General features: G+C 66.8%; 17 protein-coding genes. 7 read left to right on the top strand and 10 right to left on the bottom strand.

The window, feature by feature from the left end; genetic code table 11:
* Nucleotides 1–327: 327 nt before the first annotated feature.
* Genes ACW177_RS12225 through ACW177_RS12215 form a run of 3 tightly spaced genes read right to left on the bottom strand, consistent with a single transcriptional unit; the run spans nucleotide 328 to nucleotide 4825 of the window.
* Complete coding sequence (locus ACW177_RS12225) at nucleotides 328–2793, bottom strand: ABC transporter permease (RefSeq protein WP_492025965.1); 2466 nt, start codon at nucleotides 2791–2793, stop codon at nucleotides 328–330.
* A gap of 10 nt (nucleotides 2794–2803) precedes the next feature.
* A complete protein-coding gene (locus tag ACW177_RS12220) occupies nucleotides 2804–3487 on the bottom strand; it encodes an ABC transporter ATP-binding protein (RefSeq protein ID WP_492025964.1) in 684 nt (227 codons plus the stop codon).
* Between the two features lie 27 nt (nucleotides 3488–3514).
* Complete coding sequence (locus ACW177_RS12215; RefSeq protein ID WP_492025963.1) at nucleotides 3515–4825, bottom strand: efflux RND transporter periplasmic adaptor subunit; 1311 nt, start codon at nucleotides 4823–4825, stop codon at nucleotides 3515–3517.
* Between the two features lie 108 nt (nucleotides 4826–4933).
* Here ACW177_RS12215 and ACW177_RS12210 point away from each other — a divergent pair, with 108 nt between their 5' ends.
* Complete coding sequence (locus tag ACW177_RS12210; RefSeq protein ID WP_492025962.1) at nucleotides 4934–6208, top strand: sigma-54-dependent transcriptional regulator; 1275 nt, start codon at nucleotides 4934–4936, stop codon at nucleotides 6206–6208.
* A 118-nt stretch (nucleotides 6209–6326) separates the two neighbouring features.
* Nucleotides 6327–7445 carry a sensor histidine kinase gene (locus ACW177_RS12205; protein WP_492025961.1) on the top strand — a complete coding sequence of 373 codons (1119 nt, stop codon included), beginning with the start codon at nucleotides 6327–6329 and terminating at the stop codon, nucleotides 7443–7445.
* Between the two features lie 509 nt (nucleotides 7446–7954).
* On the opposite strand, the gene ACW177_RS12200 is transcribed toward ACW177_RS12205, so the two are convergent.
* Complete coding sequence (locus ACW177_RS12200) at nucleotides 7955–8332, bottom strand: MerC domain-containing protein (protein WP_492025960.1); 378 nt, start codon at nucleotides 8330–8332, stop codon at nucleotides 7955–7957.
* A gap of 116 nt (nucleotides 8333–8448) precedes the next feature.
* Here ACW177_RS12200 and ACW177_RS12195 point away from each other — a divergent pair, with 116 nt between their 5' ends.
* The 5 genes from ACW177_RS12195 to ACW177_RS12175 all read left to right on the top strand — a co-directional run bounded on the left by ACW177_RS12195 (nucleotide 8449) and on the right by ACW177_RS12175 (nucleotide 14081).
* Nucleotides 8449–9078 carry an ABC transporter ATP-binding protein gene (locus ACW177_RS12195; RefSeq protein ID WP_492025959.1) on the top strand — a complete coding sequence of 210 codons (630 nt, stop codon included), beginning with the start codon at nucleotides 8449–8451 and terminating at the stop codon, nucleotides 9076–9078.
* Nucleotides 9075–10292 (top strand): ABC transporter permease, encoded by a 1218-nt coding sequence (locus ACW177_RS12190; RefSeq protein WP_492025958.1) that lies wholly within the window; start codon nucleotides 9075–9077, stop codon nucleotides 10290–10292. Before ACW177_RS12195 ends, ACW177_RS12190 begins: the two co-directional genes overlap by 4 nt.
* Before the next feature lie 218 nt (nucleotides 10293–10510).
* Nucleotides 10511–11047: a DUF3299 domain-containing protein gene (locus ACW177_RS12185; protein ID WP_492025957.1), complete on the top strand. Its 537-nt coding sequence runs from the start codon at nucleotides 10511–10513 to the stop codon at nucleotides 11045–11047.
* Nucleotides 11048–11205: 158 nt separating this feature from the next.
* Nucleotides 11206–13593, top strand: coding sequence for a M1 family metallopeptidase (locus ACW177_RS12180; protein ID WP_492025956.1), 2388 nt, complete (start codon nucleotides 11206–11208; stop codon nucleotides 13591–13593).
* Nucleotides 13593–14081: a DUF6702 family protein gene (locus tag ACW177_RS12175; protein ID WP_492028117.1), complete on the top strand. Its 489-nt coding sequence runs from the start codon at nucleotides 13593–13595 to the stop codon at nucleotides 14079–14081. Before ACW177_RS12180 ends, ACW177_RS12175 begins: the two co-directional genes overlap by 1 nt.
* Nucleotides 14082–14163: 82 nt before the next feature.
* Here ACW177_RS12175 and ACW177_RS12170 read toward each other — a convergent pair whose 3' ends face one another.
* Genes ACW177_RS12170 through ACW177_RS12145 form a run of 6 tightly spaced genes read right to left on the bottom strand, consistent with a single transcriptional unit; the run spans nucleotide 14164 to nucleotide 19012 of the window.
* Nucleotides 14164–14796, bottom strand: a complete 633-nt coding sequence (locus ACW177_RS12170) for a methyltransferase family protein (protein WP_492025955.1) — start codon at nucleotides 14794–14796, stop codon at nucleotides 14164–14166.
* Between the two features lie 11 nt (nucleotides 14797–14807).
* Nucleotides 14808–15455: a tetratricopeptide repeat protein gene (locus tag ACW177_RS12165; protein WP_492025954.1), complete on the bottom strand. Its 648-nt coding sequence runs from the start codon at nucleotides 15453–15455 to the stop codon at nucleotides 14808–14810.
* 21 nt (nucleotides 15456–15476) lie between these two features.
* The gene (locus tag ACW177_RS12160; RefSeq protein WP_492025953.1) at nucleotides 15477–16229 is read right to left on the bottom strand and encodes an SDR family NAD(P)-dependent oxidoreductase; all 753 of its coding nucleotides are present in this window, start codon (nucleotides 16227–16229) and stop codon (nucleotides 15477–15479) included.
* The gene (locus ACW177_RS12155) at nucleotides 16219–16896 is read right to left on the bottom strand and encodes an iron-containing redox enzyme family protein (RefSeq protein ID WP_492025952.1); all 678 of its coding nucleotides are present in this window, start codon (nucleotides 16894–16896) and stop codon (nucleotides 16219–16221) included. Before ACW177_RS12155 ends, ACW177_RS12160 begins: the two co-directional genes overlap by 11 nt.
* Before the next feature lie 8 nt (nucleotides 16897–16904).
* Nucleotides 16905–18329, bottom strand: a complete 1425-nt coding sequence (locus tag ACW177_RS12150; protein ID WP_492025951.1) for an AMP-binding protein — start codon at nucleotides 18327–18329, stop codon at nucleotides 16905–16907.
* Nucleotides 18326–19012, bottom strand: coding sequence for a thermostable hemolysin (locus ACW177_RS12145; protein WP_492025950.1), 687 nt, complete (start codon nucleotides 19010–19012; stop codon nucleotides 18326–18328). The genes ACW177_RS12150 and ACW177_RS12145 overlap by 4 nt, the downstream gene beginning before the upstream one ends.
* Between the last annotated feature and the right edge of the window lie 80 nt (nucleotides 19013–19092).

Here is a 19092-nt window from a genome sequence, read left to right as displayed (position 1 = left end):
TCAGTTGGCGGCGCGACGCGTTTTTTAGCCTGCTGAACATGGGCTCGATGCGGCGGATACGGCAGCCTTGACTCAGCGATCAGGCAATTGGGGAATCTACTTTGTCCACAGCGCCTTTGGGGCATCGTCGGCGCTTGCCGTCAGCGGCCGTCGCGGCCTCGGAGATGCCTGACGCCGTCGAAGGCGTATCGGTTTTCCGGGTCGATCTGGAGGGACGTCTCGAAATGCGAGATCGCCGCAGCCTTGTCGCCTTCGGCCGCCGAAATATCGGCAAGGCCGTCATGGCTGTAGGCCGATTGGACCCTCCGGTGGTTTGGCGGATCTTCCCTAGAGACTTCTCAAGGCCTTCGCCGGCTCGGATCGTGCTGTCGCCACGGCGTGGCCCAGCACGGTCAGGACGGCGATCAGGACCGCTCCGGCGACCGGCAGGATGAAGGCCAACGGGGACAGGCCGACGCGATCATCGAACCGCTCGAGCCAACGGCTCATCAGCAGGAAGGCCACCGGACAGGCGATGATCGCCGCTACGCCCACTGGCCTGAGGAACTCGCTGACGAGCAGACCCAGCACCTCGCTCGTGGAGGCGCCCAAGGTCTTGCGAATGCCGATCTCGCGCGTCCGTCGCGCCGTCACGAAGGCGGCCATACCGTAAAGACCGAGTGCGCCGATCAGGATGGCGACCCCCGCCCCGAGGCCGAAGAGGCGGCTGCGCTGGTCCTCGGGCTTGTAATAGGGCTCCAGCATCTGAGCCACGGTCTTGGCCTCGAAGGGGACGGTCGGCGCGGCGAGGCTCCAGGCGCGTTTCATGGCGGCGCGAACGGCGATTGGATCGCCATTGTAGCGCACGACGAGGACGCCTCCGGGAATGTCATCGCTGCGGTAGCGATAGAGAACTGGCGGAATCTGGTCACGCGGCGAACGGAACCGGACATCGCGCACGATCCCGATGACCGTCATGGGCTCGCCGCCGAACCGCACGGTCTGGCCCACAGCCGAGGTCGCGCTGGAGAAGCCGAGGATCGGAAGGGCGCTTTCGCTCAGCATGACGTTATGGCCGATGGCGCCAGTTTGCGGAGAATCTCCCTCTTCGGCTCTGGCGTCATCCAGCCTGTTCTCGGGATTGAACGGCCGGCCGGCGGCCAGGTCCACGCCATAGGTCTTGAAGTAGTCGGGGCCGATTTCCTCAATGACCACCGCCGGTTCCTCGCCGACATGACCTGGCCTAGAGACATTGGTCTGGGACACCGAACCGGTGGCGGGCGAACGGCTGGACACGGCGGTGGAGACCACCCCAGGGATACGCCGGTATTGATCCAGCAGACCGGTGCGGCGACCGTCCAACTCCGATCCCCAGAACCGTTCCAGGACCAGGATGCCCTCACGCCTAAAGCCGAGATCGGCGGTGCGCAGATGGTGGCTCTGGACCAGCATGACGAAGGTGCAGATGCTGAACACCAGGGCGACCGTGAACTGGACGACCACCAGGATGCTGCGAAGCTGCGATCCGGCGCGGCCGCCCCCAGGCGAGCGGGCCGAGGCCAGAACCCCGGCGGGCGCGAACCGCGAGAGGGCCAGGGCGGGCCAGGCTCCTGCGCCGACGCCGACAATCAGGGCCGTGGCGGCAACCATCAGCACCACGCCGTCGACACCGAGATACTGGAGCTTCAGCGTCGTCCCGCCATAGGCGTTGACCACCGGCAGGATAAGTTCGGTCAGGGCCAAGCCGAACAGGGCGGCGGCGGACGCCAGAACGACGGCCTCGACCAGGAACTGCAACGTCAGGACGCGTGACGTCGCCCCTAGCGCCTTGCGTACCGCCACCTCGCGTGCCCTCAGACCCGCCCGCGCGCTGGCCAGGTTGACATAGTTCAGGGCGGCGATGACCAGGGTCATCAGCCCAACGACCCCCAGCACCGCCACATCGGTCGCATTGGCGGATCGTTCCGCATTCGGATCGCGCGCGTCGGCGAAATGGATGTCCGTAAGGGGCGTCAGGCTATATTTGAGGGTCTCGTTGATCGGGGACGGCAGGGCGTCCGGCGGAATGCGCCGTGTTACGAAGTTCGCCAGATCGGCGCCGACCGCCCGGGCCTGGTCCGCCTTGGGGATCCGGAAATAGGCCGAGGTGTTGAAACTGCCCCAGCGGTCGAAGGTGTTGGTGGCCTCGTCGATGTCGAAATCAGCCCGATTGATCAGGAATAGCATATTCAGGTCGAGCGAGCTGTCGGCCGGAAGATCCTTTATCACCGCCGTGACCCGATAGGCCCGTTCCTGGCCCCGCACCAGGCGCACGACCGATCGACCCAGGGCGGGACCCTCGGGGAACAGACGCTTGGCGACCGTCTGGCTCAGCACCACCGAACCGGGGTCGTCCAGGGCGTAGGCCTTGTCGCCCTCAATCAGGGGCAGGTCGAACACCTTGAAGAAGTCGGTGTCGACAAGGGCCATGCTCTCTTCCATGATAGGCCCTCCCGCCTTGATCCTAGCTCCGCTCCCCATCACCCGCGTAGCGGCGGCGATCTGGGGATAGTCCTCCTTGATCAGGCCGACAGCGACGCTTTGGACATTGCCGGAAAAGCTCGGCTCTGCGCCGGGCCAGCGGGTGACCGCGCTGAGTCGATAGATCTGGTCGGCATTGGGCGTCCAGCGATCAAATCCCATTTCGAAGCGCACTGTCAGCAACAGGATCAGGAAGACGGCGATCCCGACCGCCAGTCCGCCGACATTGAGCGCGGTGTAGAGCCGGTGACGGCTCAGCGATCGGTAGAGGGTCTTCAGGTAGTGGCCGATCATGGCGTTCTCCTCAAAACGCGCGACGGACGCCGGCGACGATGCGCCCGTCCAGCATATCGACGATGCGGCCGGCCTCATCGGCTTGGGCCGCAGAATGGGTCACCATGACGATGGTCGCGCCTTCGGCGTTCAACCCCTTAAGAATCTCCATGACCTGGGCGCCGTTCTCGCTGTCGAGGTTGCCGGTCGGTTCGTCAGCCAGGATCAGGTCGGGCTGGCCGACGATCGCACGGGCGATCGCCGCGCGTTGCTGCTGACCCCCAGAGAGCTGGTGTGGATAATGGCCTGCCCTGTGCGCGATGCCGACCCGGTCCATAGCCGAGGCGATCCGGCTTTTGCGCTCCGGAGCCGCCATCTTGCGGCGATAGATGAGGCCCAGTTCGATGTTTTCGGCGACGGTCAGTTCGTCGATGAGGTTGAAGCTCTGGAATATGAAGCCCAGGTGTCGCGCGCGAAGGGCCGCCAGCGCCGCTTCCTCGGCCTGGGCCACATCCTCGCCCTTGAACAGATAGCGCCCGCCGGTCGGTTTATCGATCAGGCCGATGATATTCAGGAGCGTGGACTTGCCGCAGCCCGAGGGGCCCATGACGGCGACGAACTCGCCCTTCTCGACGTTCAGTTCGATGTCGCGCAGCGCGGCGGTCTCAACCTCATCGGATCGATACAGACGCTGGATTCCGGCCAGAGTGATCATGAAACTTCCTTCGTCGAGGAGAAATAGTCAGCGGAGAACGAGGCGCGGTCGCGCGTCGAAGGCGGCGTAGGAGGAGGCGACAATGCGGTCGTGGGCGGCGAGGCCTTGGAGAACCTCAACCTGGGTCGGACTGCGCCGTCCCAGACGGATGGCCCGTTTGGTCGCCCGGCGACCGTCGGTTTCGAGCACATAGACAAAGGCGCCGCCGGACCCTTCAAGCCAGGCGCCCGTCGGGAGAACGAGCGCCGGACGGCTCTCGCCAAGAGTGATGCGCAGATCGAGGGTTTGGCCCCGACGCAGGTTCGGCGGGGTACCCCCCCGGAACACCAGTTCGGCGGTGAACCGGCCGTTAGAGACCTGGGGCAGAACCCGTGAAACCGTCAGCGGCCAGATCCTGCCTTCAAGGGTTGCTGTCGCGCCCTGGCCTGCACTGACGCGCGCGAGATAGAATTCGTCCACCTCGGCGACGAGCTTGTAGGCGTCTTCTGAATCGATCTGGCCGACCACGGTCCCTGCAGTCAGCGGCTGGCCGGGCTGGAGGTCGAATGCGGTCAGGCGACCGGCGACGGGCGCGCGAATGGTTAAGGCGTCCAGACTGGCGCGGACGGCCGAGAGATTGGATTGTAGCTGGCTGGATGAGGCGATGACGCCCTCGAGTTGGCGTTGCGCCAACTGGTTCTCGGACGGCTCGGCTCGCCTAAGGCTCTGTAACCGGTTGCGATGGTAGTCGGCCAGAGCCTGCGACTCCGCCAGACCGGCGTTGGAGACGATGCCCTTGGCGTGCAGGCTTGAGCGGATGCCCAGTTCGCGCTCGGCGTTAAGCAGATTGAAGGCGGTTTCGCTGATCGCCTGTTCCCGATCCAACCGGCTGCGCGAAATCTGGAGCTGTTGGCCCCGAGCGTCGCCGAGTTGACCGGCGATCTGGGCCTCGCTCGCCGTCACCTCCATGCGCAGCCGCGGGTTGGACAGGGTCGCCAGGGGCTGGCCGGCGGTCAGTCGGGCGCCGTCCTCGACCTGAACGTTTTGGACTTGTCCCCCCTCAATCGCGACGATCTGAACTGTGCGCAGAGGCGCTGCGACGGCGCGGACGGGAAGGGCGTCCTCGAAGATCGCCTGTTGCGCGGTCGCGGTGGCGAGGTCGGCCTCGTTCACCACCAGCTCGCCGTTTCCAGGCAGGGTGCGCCAGATCAGCACCGCGATCACGGTCACGAAGGCGGCCGTCGCTACGCCCATGATGACGCGGCTTGACTTGAATCGCTTGCGAGGCAGGCGACGATCCATGGCGCCCGCCGGCGGCGTGGCAAGCGGGAGATCGGAAGACGGGTCGGTCTGGCTCATGCGACGAAGTTTATCGCGGCGCCTGATATCGACCTAAAGCGCCGCCGCGCTTGATCTTTTGGTCGCCGCGATCTTACGTGTGTTCATTTTCGAACACCGAAAGCCTGTATGTCCGCGATCACTACGCCCCCCACCGACGCGCCGGCGGGCCGGGTGCTTTTCATCGACGACGACGACGATGTGTTGACCGCCGGGACGCTCGTTCTCCGGCGTCAGGGCTTGGAGGTCGCGATGATCCGGAGTCCAGAGGCGATCTGGTCCGCGCTGGCCGAAGCGCCCGTCGACGCCATCCTGCTTGACCTGAATTTCCGACCGGGTGCCCGGTCCGGCGAGGAGGGGCTGGAGGCCCTGCGCCGGATCGTGGCGCTGGATCCGGATGCGGTCGTCCTTGTCGTCACAGGCCATAGCGGGGTCGGGATCGCCGTCGCGGCCATGCGCGCCGGAGCCGGCGATTTCATTATGAAGCCATGGAGCAACGCGCGGCTGATTACGGCCGTCACCGATGCCGTAGCCCTGAGACGCCGGCGGCGGGCGCAAGGGCGTGAGCCATCCGGCGCCCTGTCGGAGGCGCTGATCATCGGCGCGTCTCCTGCAGCGGACCGACTGCGCGCTCGCGTCGGCAGGTTGGCCGCGACGGAAAGCTCGGTCCTGATCACCGGCGAGTCCGGCGCCGGAAAGACGCTCGCGGCCCAGGCGATCCACGCCGCCTCGACCCAGCGGGACCGGCCTCTCGTGTCGCTGGACCTCGCGGCGCTCTCGCCGGAGGAACAGATGGCGCGTGTGCAGGCGGTCGCCGAAGGCGTCCTGCTACTCAAATCGGCCGAAGCGCTGGCTCCCCAGGTCTTCGGCCTTCTTGCCGGCGTGATCGAGGCCCCTTCGCCGGTCCGTATCCTCGCCACGACGACCCGGACGGAGGCGCTTTCGCACTGGCCCGATCGCTTGAGGTTCAGTCTTGCAGGGACCCAGCTTCAGGTTCCGGCTCTACGCCTGCGACGCGGCGACATCCTCGAACTGGCCCGACACTTCATTCGGCGAGCCGCTGCAGGGGCCGGCCGTCTGCCCCGGCCGGTTTCACCGGATGCCGAGGCCTGGCTGACCGGCGCCGACTGGCCGGGCAATGTTCGCGAACTCAGGGCGGTTGTCGAACAGGCGGTTTTCCTGGGAGAAGGCGATGTGCTCGACCTCTCAGATCTGAAGCCCTCCGGCGACCCGACGTCGACGCGCTTCGTCGAGCCCGGCGACGATCTCAATCTGGATCGTCAGGAACGCCGGCTGGTCGAGGCGGCGCTGAAGCGTCACGGATTCAACGTCAGCCACGCCGCCCGCGATCTGGGCCTGACCCGGGCCGCCCTTTATCGCCGGATGGAAAAACATGGCCTCTAGACAACGGCTTGACGCGACCGTCGCCTTCCTTGGGGCCTTTGTTCTGGGAATCGGTTTCTGGGCCGCTATTGATCGAAGCCTGTGGGCGACGGCGGCGGCCTTGGGCGTGTTGGCGATTATGGCGGCTCTCCCCGCGCTTGGGCGTCTCGCCCGTATCTGGTCACCGACGGGCGCGGGCGCCGCCTCGGGAGTCGATCTTGATGAGCGACGGTCCGTCGAGGCACGGCGCCGTTGGCTGGCTTATGCGCTTGACCTTGTCCCGACCGCCCTGGTCAGCCGTTCCCCTGACGGTCGCCTGCTAGCGCTCAACCGGGCGTCTCGGGCCCTGTTCGTCACGGATGGCCCGATCCTGGGCGCGCCCGACGAGCTGTTACGCGTGGCCGGCGGCCCGTTGATGGCCGACGCTACGCCGCTGATGCTGGGGCGGCCCCGTCCCCGGGCCTATGCGGCCTCGCTCGCCGACATCGTGCAGGAGGATGGCCCGGCGAGGTTGATCGCCCTCGCCGACATCGAAGAGCAGCTCCGCGCGCGCGAGACCGCGACCCTTCGGGAGACGCTCGACGTCCTTTCTCACGAGATCATGAACTCCCTGACGCCGGTGACGTCCCTGGCCCAGACTGCGCAATTGCTGCTCGCAGACGGCGACAGGGAAGGGGCCGGGGACGCGCTGGCCGTCCTTGAGCGCCGGTCCGCCGGCTTGCTCCGGTTCGTCGAATCCTATCGGGCGCTCGCCAGACTTCCGCTGCCGGTGCTGCGCCCGGTGACGATTGCGCCTTTGATGGCGGACGTCCAACGCCTTTTCGAGAGACACGATGCAGGAGACGGCGTCACGCTGGAACTGTCGCGGATGCCTGACGCGACCGTGCTGGCCGACCCTGACCTCTTGGTGCAGGCCGTAATCAATCTCCTGCTTAACGCAGCGCAGGCTGTCGCCTCGAGCCCCGGCGCCGCCGAAGCGCCGCGCGTTCGCCTGTCGGTCGGCGTCGAAAAGGGCGTGGTTCGGTTCGAGGTGTCGGACAACGGCCCTGGCCTCGGCGGCCTAGATCCGGAGACAATCCTAAAACCCTTCTTCACCAGTCGGCCCAGCGGCGCCGGCATCGGCCTCAGCCTCGTGTCCCAGATCATCGCCGGCCATAATAGCCGCCTAGATTTTGGACCGTCCGACATAGGTGAAACCGGGCTGCAGGTGAGCTTCTCACTGGGGCGCGCAATACCGGGGCAGGACAGTCTGGGGTAAGTGCGGCGAGACAAGTTGAACGTCGTCTTATGACGCTGCGCTAAGGACCGCTCATGGCGTACTGACGACGTTGGGCGATCATTGAGATGATAGTGTTGCCTCAATACGATTGCCAACATGTCGGTATAGGGCCGTCGGTATTTAAAGCGGCGCTGAGATCGCGATGGCTGCGCCTTACAGAACCAGAATTGTCGTGCGTTTGCAGATGGACATCGACATCACTCAGAATTTACCCGAGCCAAATTCGTTAATTTTTCAAAAGCCTAGCCTGGGTGGCGGTCGTGGCTGGCTAAAAAGTGAATTCTGACGAGCCCCTTCGAAGCCTTTCGGAGGGGCTTGGTTTTGTGATGCCGATTATTCGACGGTATCGCACGCCGTTGCCGCGCGGCTTTGGACCCGTACCGTCAAGGTCCGGCTTGTCGGCGGCAAGGCGGTGGAGCCGGTCGTGGGAGCGGTGAACGGCAATATGATCGAGTGCGTCAGCATCGAAATGCGCGCCGCCGGCCTGTCTAGTGCCCGTGGGACTGCCGCCGCCAGTTGATCAGATGGGCCGTCGCGAGCGCCAGCCCTCCGGCGACGGTCAAGGCGGTTTCCCAGTCATGGTCCGGATAGCCGGCGGCGCCCGCGACCAGAAGACCGAGCCCTATGACGGCCAGGCCTATGATCACGGCGGAAAGGGATTTCGCCTTGGGGCGCGTCAGGGTCCACAGCGAGACCGGTGCGGCCACGGCGACGAAGGCCCAATGCACCCATTCCGCCTCAGTCCAGGCGCCCAGCAACGGCAAGAGGCCGGCGGCAAGCGGAAGGACCAGGCAGTGGGCCAGGCACAGGCCTGACAGGCTGATGGCGACGGCGTCGCCGGTGCGGGCAGGGGCATGTGCGGTCAAAACCGGGTTCCTTCGTCTGACAATCCGGATATGTTACTCTATAACGTCTGCTGCAACCCCGTGAGGCGCGTTTTGATCCGATTTTTCTCCGGTGAATTATGAGGGCGGATGACTGCTTGCGCCTGGAGGGGCTGGTCGTCGGCCGGCGGTTGCGCGCGGTCGCGCGGGTTCCCGACTTCGCCCTCGGCGCCGGCGAGGGCGCGCTGCTGCTGGGCCGTTCCGGCGCGGGAAAATCCACGGCCCTGGTCACCCTGGCGGGTCTGATTGCGCCGATATCGGGCGCCGTGATCTTGCGCCAGGAGAGGCTCGCCTCGGGGAGCAAGGCCCCGCCGACGGTCGGACTGATCTTTCAGGACGTCCATCTTCTGTCGGGTCTCTCAGTGCTGGAGAACATCCTGCTCGCGCCCTTCGTCAGAGGATTGCCGCAAGACATCGGGGAAGCGCGTCGCGCGCTGGCCGCCGTGGGCCTCGCCAGTCTCGCGGACCGCCGGGCCGAAACCCTGAGCCGGGGCGAGGCCCAACGTGTGGCGATCGCGCGCGCCCTGTTCATCCGTCCCGCCCTGATCCTGGCCGACGAGCCGACCGCGAGCCTTGACGACGACAACGCCGAGACCGTCGCCGACCTGTTGCAAGATGCGGCCCAGCGGACGGGAGCGGCGCTTGTGATCGCCACCCACGATCAAAGGCTCAAACGGAGGATCGCCAACCACCAGGTCCTGCTCCCGGTCGAGGCGGTGGCGGCATGACCCTCCCTCGACTTGTCTGGGCCTTCATCCGCCGACGTCCGGCCTCCTGGGTGTTTCACGTCCTCCTGCTCGCCGTGGCCGTGGCGATTACGGTTTCGGTCCTGTTGGTGCGCCAGGCTGCGGACGCCCGGCTGACGCGCGACCTCGCCGGCGTCGATCTGGTCGTCGGTGCGTCGGGCAGTCCGTTGCAACTGGTGACCTCGGCGGTGTTTCAGGCTGACGTTCCGACCGGCAATATTCCCTGGGTGGTGGCCGAACAGATCGAGCGGGACCCGCTGGTCCGCCGCGCCGTGCCCCTGTCGATGGGCGACAGTCTCGGCGCCTACCGGATCGTCGGAACGACCCGGGACTATGCGGCCCTCCAGGATCTCAGGCTTGACGACGGCCGGTGGTGGGGCGGGGAAATGGAGGCCGTGCTCGGGGCGACCGTGGCCCGGCGCATGGGGCTGGCGGTCGGGGATTCCTTCGTCGGTGCGCATGGCCTGGAGGGCGGCGATCAGGAACACGCCGACCACCCCTATCGCGTCGTCGGCGTCCTGCGTCCAAGCGGTGCGGTGGCGGACCGCCTCGTGCTGACCGACCTGTCCAGCGTCTGGAGCCTGCATGAGGCGGAGCCCGCCGAGGTCGCTGAGGGCGGGGCCCACGATCATGACCACGCCTCCGGGCCGGAAACGCACCGCGAGGTGACCGCCGTGCTGGTCCAGTATCAGAGCGCCCTCGGGGCTGTGATCCTGCCGCCCCGGCTCAAGCGGCTCGCCGGGGTGCAGACGGCCTCTCCGCCGCGCGAGGCCCAGCGGCTGAACGCCATGATCGGGGACGGCGCGGCCATGATGACGCGGCTTGGCGGCCTGTTGCTGGCCCTGGCTGCAGGGGGATTTGTCCTGGCTCTGACCACTGCGGTGCGCGCCAGACGCCGGGAGCTGGCCCTGCTCAAGGCGCTGGGCGCCTCGTCGGCGCGGCTGGCGGGCGTGGTTCTGCTGGAGGGCGGCGCCCTGGGCCTCGCCGGCGGTCTTGCGGGCCTGGTTCTGGGGCGTGGTCTGGCTTGGGGCGTCGCGCAGTCGAACGCGGCCCCCTTCAGCCTGACTCTGCCGTCGATGGGCGGCCTCGACGCGGTCGTCATTCTGGCCTCGGTCGCGCTGGGGCTGATCGGCTCGACGCCCGGAGTCTGGCTGGCGATCCGGACCGATCCAGTTGACGAACTTCAGGGGCGATGAGGATGCGGATTTCACCACTCGCCCTTTCGCTTGCGGTTTGCGGGCTCTCGGCTTGCGACAGAGCGCCCGCGCCAAACGCCTCGCCAGACGCCGCGGCACCTGCCGCTGTCACCGCCGCAGAGTCTGCGGCGATTGACGCCGCCGCCGGGACTCCGGGCGGAGCGGGTCAGGGACCGGAGGCCGGCTCGATCCGCGCGTCGGGCCAGACGGGCGCCGGGTTGGATGAGGACGCCGAATGGGCGGCGCTGGAGGCGGAAATCGCCGCACTTCCCCCGATCCGGACCGGGCCGATGGCGTCCGTCGGCGCGGAGGCGGGCGGTCCGCCGGTCGATGGAGAATTGGCGTCGGAACGCCGGACGCAACTGGACCTGCCTCGCGCGGACGGGCCCCTCTGGCGGACGTTGCGCCAGACCCGGATTTCCATCGATGAGCGGACCCAACTGTATCGTGCAGCACACCCGGCCAGCGTTCGCGCCATCGCCGGTCAGACCGTAACCGTGCGGGGCTATATGCTTCCGCTGGAGTCCACGGATCGCACCGCCCATTTCCTGATCTCACCCTATACCCCGGTGTGCTTCTTCCATCCCCCGGCCGAACCCAATGAGGTCATCGAGGTCCGGCTCAGCCGCCCCATCGAGGCCGGCTACCACCTCGTCGAAGTGACCGGGACGCTTGAACTGGCGGACAATGGCGAGAAGGGGCTGTTCTTCGTCATCAACGGCGGGCGGGGGCGGATCGTCGAACGGGTGGAATAGGGCCCGGAGCACCACGGATCCAGGCGGCGTTTCGCGCCATGATCACAGCATGATAGGGCCTGCCGCTTGCACGCCATCGGGGGCGACGGCCGTGAAAGACTTGCGAGCGGCTTCCGAGGCGTTATAGCGTAACGGCTGGTGGGGTGGGGTAAGAGACAATGAGATTTGCGCTTTTCGGCCTTGCGGCCGCTTTGCTGGCTTCCGGCGCTCAGGCGCAGGTCAGCGTCGGCGCGGTAGACCAGTCCAAGGGCGGCTTCGAGGACAAGTTCCGCCAGTTCGAGGGCGAAGATTGGCCTACGCCGACCGATTATCGCAATGCGTCGGGCGCGCCCGGCCATCGCTATTGGCAACAGCAGGTCGATTACGACATCGACGTCGTCCTGGATGAAGCCAACCGCACCCTGAACGCGACCCAGGCGGTGACCTACCGGAACAACGCCCCGGATTCTCTCGGCTATCTGTGGCTGCTGCTCGACCAGCAGAACTATCGCCGCGATTCGATGGCCGAGCGGAGCCGGACCTACACCAACTCCGATACGGTCAGTGTCAACGAGGTGCTGCGCGTTCAACGTTTTCAGGAATGGGAGGGGGGCTTCAACGATCTGACGGTCGTCGGACCGGACGGCCAGCCTCTGCCTTTCACCATCGTCGATTCCATGATGCGGGTCGAACTGCCGCGGCCGCTTGCGACCGGCGAGAGCTTCACTTTCGGAATGGGCTATTCCCTGCCTCTGCCGGAGACCAAGGTCGTCGGCGGACGCAGCGGCTATGAGTGTTTCACCGAGCCCGGCGAAGACGGAAACTGCCTGTTCTTGGCCGCGCAGTGGTTCCCCCGCCTGGCGGTCTATTCAGACTATGAAGGCTGGCATAACCAGGCCTTTCTCGGCGCGGGCGAGTTCACCCTCGAGTTCGGCGACTACCAGGTCTCGATCACCGCTCCCGCCGACCACATCGTCGCCTCGACCGGCGTCCTGACCAATCCCGAGATATTGAGCGCCGAGCAACGCACGCGTCTGGAGCGGGCGCGCATCGCCGACGCCCCCGTCTATATCGTCACGCCCGCCGAAGCCGCAGCGGCGGAAGGCCGGCCGGCCCGGTCCGGCGTCCGCACCTGGAACTTCCGCGCCGACAACGTCCGCGATTTCGCCTTCGCCTCCAGCCGCAAATTCATCTGGGATGCGATGGGGGTCAAACAGGACAGCGCCGAACATCCCGTCGTCATGGCCATGTCCTTCTATCCGAAAGAGGGACGACCGCTGTGGGACGCCTATTCGACCCGCGCCATCGCCCACACCATCGACGTCTATAACCAGTTCGCCTTCACCTATCCCTATCCGACGGCCCAGTCGGTCAACGGGCCGGTGGGCGGGATGGAATATCCGATGATCACCTTCAACGGACCGCGTCCGGTAAAGGATGACAAGGGACGGCTGACCTATACCGAACGCGCCAAGAACGGGCTGATCGGCGTGGTCATCCACGAGGTCGGCCACATCTATTTCCCGATGACCGTCAACTCGGACGAGCGTCAATGGACTTGGATGGACGAGGGGCTGAACAGCTTCCTTCAGTTTCAGGCTGAGAAACTCTGGGACGCCGATTTCCCGTCGCGCGGAGAGCCCAAGGACATCGTCGAATATATGGTCAGCCAGGACCAGATGCCGGTCATGACCCAGTCCGACGCCATCAACCAGTTCGGCCCCAACGCCTACGCCAAGCCCGCCACGGCTCTGGTGATCCTGCGCGAGACGGTTTTGGGACGCGAACTGTTTGATCGGGCGTTCCGGGAATACGCCCAGCGCTGGCGCTTCAAACGACCGACGCCCTATGACTTCTTCCGTTCGATGGAGGAGGGCTCGGGCGTCGATCTCGACTGGTTCTGGCGCGGCTGGTTCTATTCGACCGATCACGTCGATGTGGCGTTGGAGGGCGTGACGGCGGCGAAGCTGGAATCGACCGATCCCGAAGTTCGCAATGAGGCGGCGCGCGCGCGGTTCGAAAGCCAGCCCGGTTCGCTGACGGCGCAACGAAACGCCGGCATCGAGACCGTAATCGAGCGCGACCCAGCCACGCGTGACTTCTATAACGAAACCGACCGGTTCACGACCACGGCCCAACAGAGGCGTGATGCAACTTCGGCGGCCGAAAAGGCCAAGCCGGAGCGACGTCGGGCCCAGGCCTTTGAGGACAACATCTACCGCTTCACCTTCAAAAACATCGGCGGCCTGGTCTCGCCGGTGATCGTGAAACTGACCTGGTCGGACGGAACAGACGAAACCATCCGCATCCCCGCCGAGATCTGGCGGCGGAACCCCAATCAGGTCGTCTGGCAGTACGTCTCGTCGAAGACCTTGGCGGGCGCCGAGATCGATCCGCTCTGGGAGACGGCGGACGCCAACCGGGGCAACAACAGCTATCCGCAGCGCATCGACGAGCGTTCGCTGAGCCTTTCGCCTGAACCTCCGCCGGGCGAGAACCGGATGCGCGACAGCGATGTGGAGGTCAGCCCGGACTCCACCGCCGCTCGCGTCGTGAGCGGGTCGTGATGCGCAGGATCCTGCTCATAGGCGCCGCAATCGCTGCGATCGCCTCTCCGGCCGCGGCGCACAAGGGCCATGGCGGGCTGACGGTGATCGAGATCGGTCGCGACGGCGTCGTGACCGTCCAGCACAGGTTCGCCGCGCACGATGTGGAGCCGGCCCTGGAGACTATTGCGCCCCAAGCCCAGCCCTCCCTCGACGACCCGCAAGCCCTTGCCGCGCTGGAAACCCATCTGGGCCAGCGTTTTCGCCTGTTGATCGATGACGAGGTCGTCGCCGTGACCCACGCCGACACGCAACTGGCCGGCGACAATGTGTGGGTCGAATACGCAGGCCACACCGACGACCGCTATGTCCAGGCCGTCACCGTCGACCTCGACTTCTTCCCGGGCGTTCACGAGGAGCAGCAGCAGCAGGTCAATGTGCGGGTGGACGGCGTAACCCGAACTGTTGTGTTCCGACCGGGATCAACCGCCCAGACGGTCCGGTTCTAGCCCCGCGTTCTTTGCGGTCGAAGCGCTCTGGCGCGTGGCCGGCCCGATGCGGCTTTTTCCGCATCGATGAGCGGCGGACGACCTAGAAAAGTCCGATCCGGAACCCGATCAGGCCAATCGATTGCAGGTGTTCGATCCCTTCCATGACGGGAATGGCCGCCAGGAAGGTCAGGCCGTCGCGCAGGGTGCGCATGAAGAAGGCGGGCCGGATCGACAGTTCCTCGGCATCTCGCCAGAGGGCGGGGTTGGGCCAGAAGCGTGGGGTGCGGGCGCGATAGGCGGCGTAGGGCGCGCCGAAATGTTCCGCCAGCCACGCCTCTTCGCGGCCGACGGTGCGCAGGAAGACGAGGAAGGTCGCTACGGCGAATATGGAGCCGATCACCAGACTTCCGGTCTGGGCGCCGACGCCGAAGGCGCCGATGAAGCTGAACACATAGAGCGGATTGCGGGTGATGGAGTAGGGGCCGCGATCAACGATCTCAGCCTTTTTTCGCCCGCCAATATAGAGCGAGCACCAAGCGCGGCCGACGATGGCGATGACGATCAGGGCCAGTCCCAAGGCCTCGACGCCTTCATGCCATTCGCCATCGAAGGCGGCGACGGAGCGCACGCTGGCGGTCAGGAGAAGAAGGGCCGAGAGCGCCAGGCCGACGAACCATTTTCGACGCCGCTGGACGATGTCGAGCGACAGGGCGACAGGGGGATGGGGGACCATTCCGGCGCCGCTCAATGGTGCTGCTGGGCGCGAGCGAGCAAGGCGCGGGCTTCTGCCTTGCGACCGCGGTCGGCGGCGGCGCGGCCGGGACGCGCCGGCGCATCAATGGCTTTCTGCAGATAGCGGGCGGCGCCGTCCCAGTCGTGCTCGCGCACCAGCAGGTCGCCCATGAAGAAGTTGGCGTCGATGTCGTTGGGCGCCATGGCCAGACCGCGTTGGAGATAGTCGCGGGCGCGCTGGCGATTGCCGAATCCGATCGGAGCGCCGGGAACCTGGGCGTAGAGCGAGCCCAGGCTGACATAGACGGCGCCGTTCAGCGCGCGGGGATTGATGCGCTCGGCCTGCTCTAATTGAGACCGGGCGTCCCGCACCAGACCCAAGGCGCCGATGCCGCCTTTCAGGCCGGCCTCCGAGGCGGTGATGATGGCGTCCCACACCAGGGGTTCAGCGCGGTCGGCGCACTGGGCGACGACGGCGTCGGCCTGGGTCTTCAGGCGCGCCATCTCGGCGGCGCGGGTTTCTTTGGGCGTCTCGAAGTTCACATGATCCCAGGATTGCTGAAGGCCGCGCACGCGGTCGTCGCAGGCGTCGGCATGGGCGACGGACGCCGCAGTCAGGGGCGCGGCCATCAGGGCCAGGGCGAGCAGGGGGCGTTTCATGGCGTTTCTCTCCTTAGTTCTTCAGCCGGCGAACAGGGCGCGGGCCTTCAGGTCGTTGGACTTCAGGGCGCCGTCGATCAGGCCGGGCGCCAGGGCGTTCAACCGGACGAACAGGCTTTCGGGGAAGCCGAGGTAGACGTCGCGGCGGTCGGCGCGAACAGCGGCGACGATGCGTGCTGCGATCCGGTCGGGATCGTCCACGGCCATGCCGGTCAGGCGGGCGTATTCATCGACCTTGGCCGAGTTGAACGGCGTCGCCACGGCGCGGGGCGCGACATAGGTGACGCCGACCCCCGTTCCCGTCAGTTCGCGACGCAGCGATTGGCTGAGCGCCCGCATCCCCGCCTTGGCGCTGGAATAGGTGGCGAAGTGGGCGAAGTTGATGGAGCCGAAGATGGAGCCGACATTGGCGATCTGACCGCGTCCTCGTGACTTCATGCCGGGCAGGACGGCCTGGGCCAGACGCGCGGGCGCCACCAGATTGACCATATAGCTGGCCAGCAGGTGCTCGGGCGTCTGCTGCTCCAGCGGACCGAAATGCTGAATACCGGCGATGTTGATCAGGATGTCCCAGGACCGGGCGCCGGCCTGTTCGGCGACGGCCTCGAGGCCCTGCGGGGTCGACAGGTCGCCCACCAGGGTCGGATGACCCGCCACGGGCGCGCGGGCGACGATGACGACACGGCCGCCTTCGCCTGAGATCTGTTGCACCACCCGGCGGCCCAGGGCGCCCGAGCCGCCGGTGATCAGAATGTCTCGATCCTTAAACCGCATCGACCGTCTCCCGCGCCGTAAAGTGGGGGATCGAGGCGAACACGCCCCCGAACAGGCCGAACATGATCTTGGCCATATGGACGATGGCGGCGCGGTCCTGAGGGTCCGAAATCCCGTCGAGCAGTTGCTTCAGGAACAGGATGTGGTCCTGGTCCAGGGCGCCGTGGGAGACGAGGTAGGTGAAGGCCGCGGGCGGCAGGCCCAGGCTTTGCTGAACCGCCTCCGCCCCGACGCTGGCCAGCTGGATGCTGGTCCCCTCCAGCACATAGACCATGCCGAAGAAGGCCATCGGATTGATCCGCTGGATGGTGTCATAGGCATAGGCGACCATCAGCTCGGTCGCGACATTGGGGCCGTCCCGCACCGTCTGATCGGGATCGCCGCCGGCGGCGCGGATGTCGTTCAGGATCCACTGCTCGTGGCCGGTTTCCTCGGCGATATAGTCGTCGAGCGCGGTCTTGAAGACGGCGTGGTCGTCGTCCATCCGCGCGCGGGCCGCCTGCATCAGCGGGACCGTGTGGCTCACGTGGTGATAGGCCTGGGCCAGATAGGCGACATAGGTGTCGCGGCTGATCCGGCCGGCCAGGCCGTCGCGGATCTGGGGAATGGCGGCGAAGGCGGCGCGTTCGGGGGTGGTGGCGGCGACCAGGTCATCGAAAAAGGACATACGAACTCTCAGGCGGCTTCGGAGTGGCAGGGGGCGTAGGCGCGACGCAGGATCTCTCGACGCGGACGACCGTTGGCGGTGACCTGGCCGGCGGCTGGATCGAAAGGCGGGACCAGACGCCAGTCGCCGACGTGGGCGTAGTGCGGCAGACGCGCATTGGCGCGGGTCACGGCGGCCTCGACCTGGACCGGATCGGCGCCGGGCATCGGTACGATCAAGGCCGACAGGGCGGCCTGCGCCTCGCCCATCACCATGGCCTGCAGGATCTGGGGTTCGGCCAGCAGCTCGCTCTCGACCCATTCGGGCGCGACGTTGCGGCCGAAGGCGGTGATCAGGGTGTTGGCCTTGCGGCCCTCGATCCTGAGCCGGCCGTCGGCGTCGAAGCGGCCGATGTCGCCGGTGCCAAGCACCTCGGGCGCGGCCTCTCCCCCGACGTAGCCGAGGAAGGGACGCGGCGAGATCAGGATTTCCCCGTCATCGGCCAGGGCGACCTTCAGATGGGGCAGGGGCCGGCCCACGGCGCCGGGATGGGCGTCGTCGGGGGTGTTCAACGCAACGACCGAGGCGCATTCGCTAAGACCATAGCCTTCGACCACGGGCAGGCCGGTGGTTGCTGCCGCGTTCAATAGGGCGGGCGATACGCGCGCGCCGCCCACCGCGATCATCTCCAGCCGGTGATCCAGCCGCATCGCGCCCTGGGCCGCGATCAGACCGCGCAGCAGTTCGGGCACGAGGATCAGGGTGGTCGCGCCGGTCTGGACCACGGTGGTCAGCAGGCGCGCGAAGTCAGGCCGGAAGGCCTCGCCCATGCCGGCTTCGACCAGGCTGGCGGCATGATAGCGCCCGCCCGCCAGCAAGGTGGCGTAGAGGCCGGCGACATTCTCGAGCAGCACCGCGAGCGGCAGGACCGGCAGGTGCAGCCCGGCGCGATCCTGGCCCAGCACCGAGACCAGGGAGGCGGCCACCGCCTCCATCTGGCCTTGCGACAGGCACACGCCCTTGGGCGCGCCGGTCGAGCCGGAGGTATAGGTGATCTTGGCCGTGCGGGGGTGCAGGGCGCGCGCAGGCAGACCGGTCGGCGCCAGGCGCACATGCGTGTCCGCCACCGCCACGTCCTCTGACCCGCCGGGCGTGATCAAAAGGCCGGCGCCGGCGTCCGCCAGGGCGTGATCGCACTGGGCGACCGTGAAGAAGGGCGGGATCGGCACGCTGGGGCGCTGGGTCAGCGCAAGGGCCAGATCGACGATCACCCAGGCAGGCCCGTTGTCCAGCAGCACGCCGACGGGCGAGTCGTCGTCGGCGAGGGTTGCGGCCAATCGGCCGACTTCGGCCAGGAGTTCGGCGGCGGTCAGAATGCCGCCGCTCCAACTGACGACGACATCGTCCGGCGTCGAGCGGGCGCGATGCGACAGGGCGTCCAGAACGGCGCTCATGAGCGATCCTCGTAGTGAAGACGGGTGCGGACCGCGCGCCCGACCGGGTCGGTTTCGGAGAAATGGTCGAGGGGCGCGGTCGCGGCGTCGATCGACCCGGCCAGCACGACGGGGTCGGTCTGGTAGTAGGCGCCCCAACTGCCGCCGCCGTCCTCCAGCCTTCGAGGATCGGCCCGGGCGAGTTGGAGAGCGCCCAACCCGGCCTTCTGGAAGATGCGTCGCAGTTCGTCGGTGGCGGTGGCGACGGCGAACCTCAGCCCCGCCGTTTGCAGGTGATGCGCCATGGCCGCGAACAGAAAGACCGTCGCGCCGCGTCCGCTGGAGGCCAGGCTGCCGATCTCGACCACCTGGGCGCGGTCAACGACGGCGCCGACCGCCTGGCCCAGCACCGCCTCGACCGGACCGTCCAGATACTGTTCGAGATAAAGGGACGCTTCCGCCGCATGACGAAAGCCGACGGCGGCGTAGATGACGCCCGTCTCGTCCTGCACGCTCATCAGGGTTGGGAAGTGGGTCTGGATCTGACCGCCGTAGGCCTTGGCGTAGGCGGCCTCGATGAACTGCTCGACGCGGCGTCGTTCTTGTCTGCACGGGTCATCGAACCGGATGATGCGCGACGACAGGTTCCGGCGTGATCGGCGCAGGGCCGGATCGGTGTCTTGGGGCGAGCGGAGTGGAAACATGCGGGCCTCGGACCAAAGGGTCTATGGGCCAGAGACGACGCCGCGCGGCGGGCCCCACAAAAAAATCTTCCGAGGCCGCA

It is taken from the genome of Brevundimonas sp. AVps23W (genome assembly GCF_058681395.1).
The sequence above is the reverse complement of the archived record's forward strand: the minus strand, read 5'-3'. Positions and strand labels throughout refer to the sequence as shown.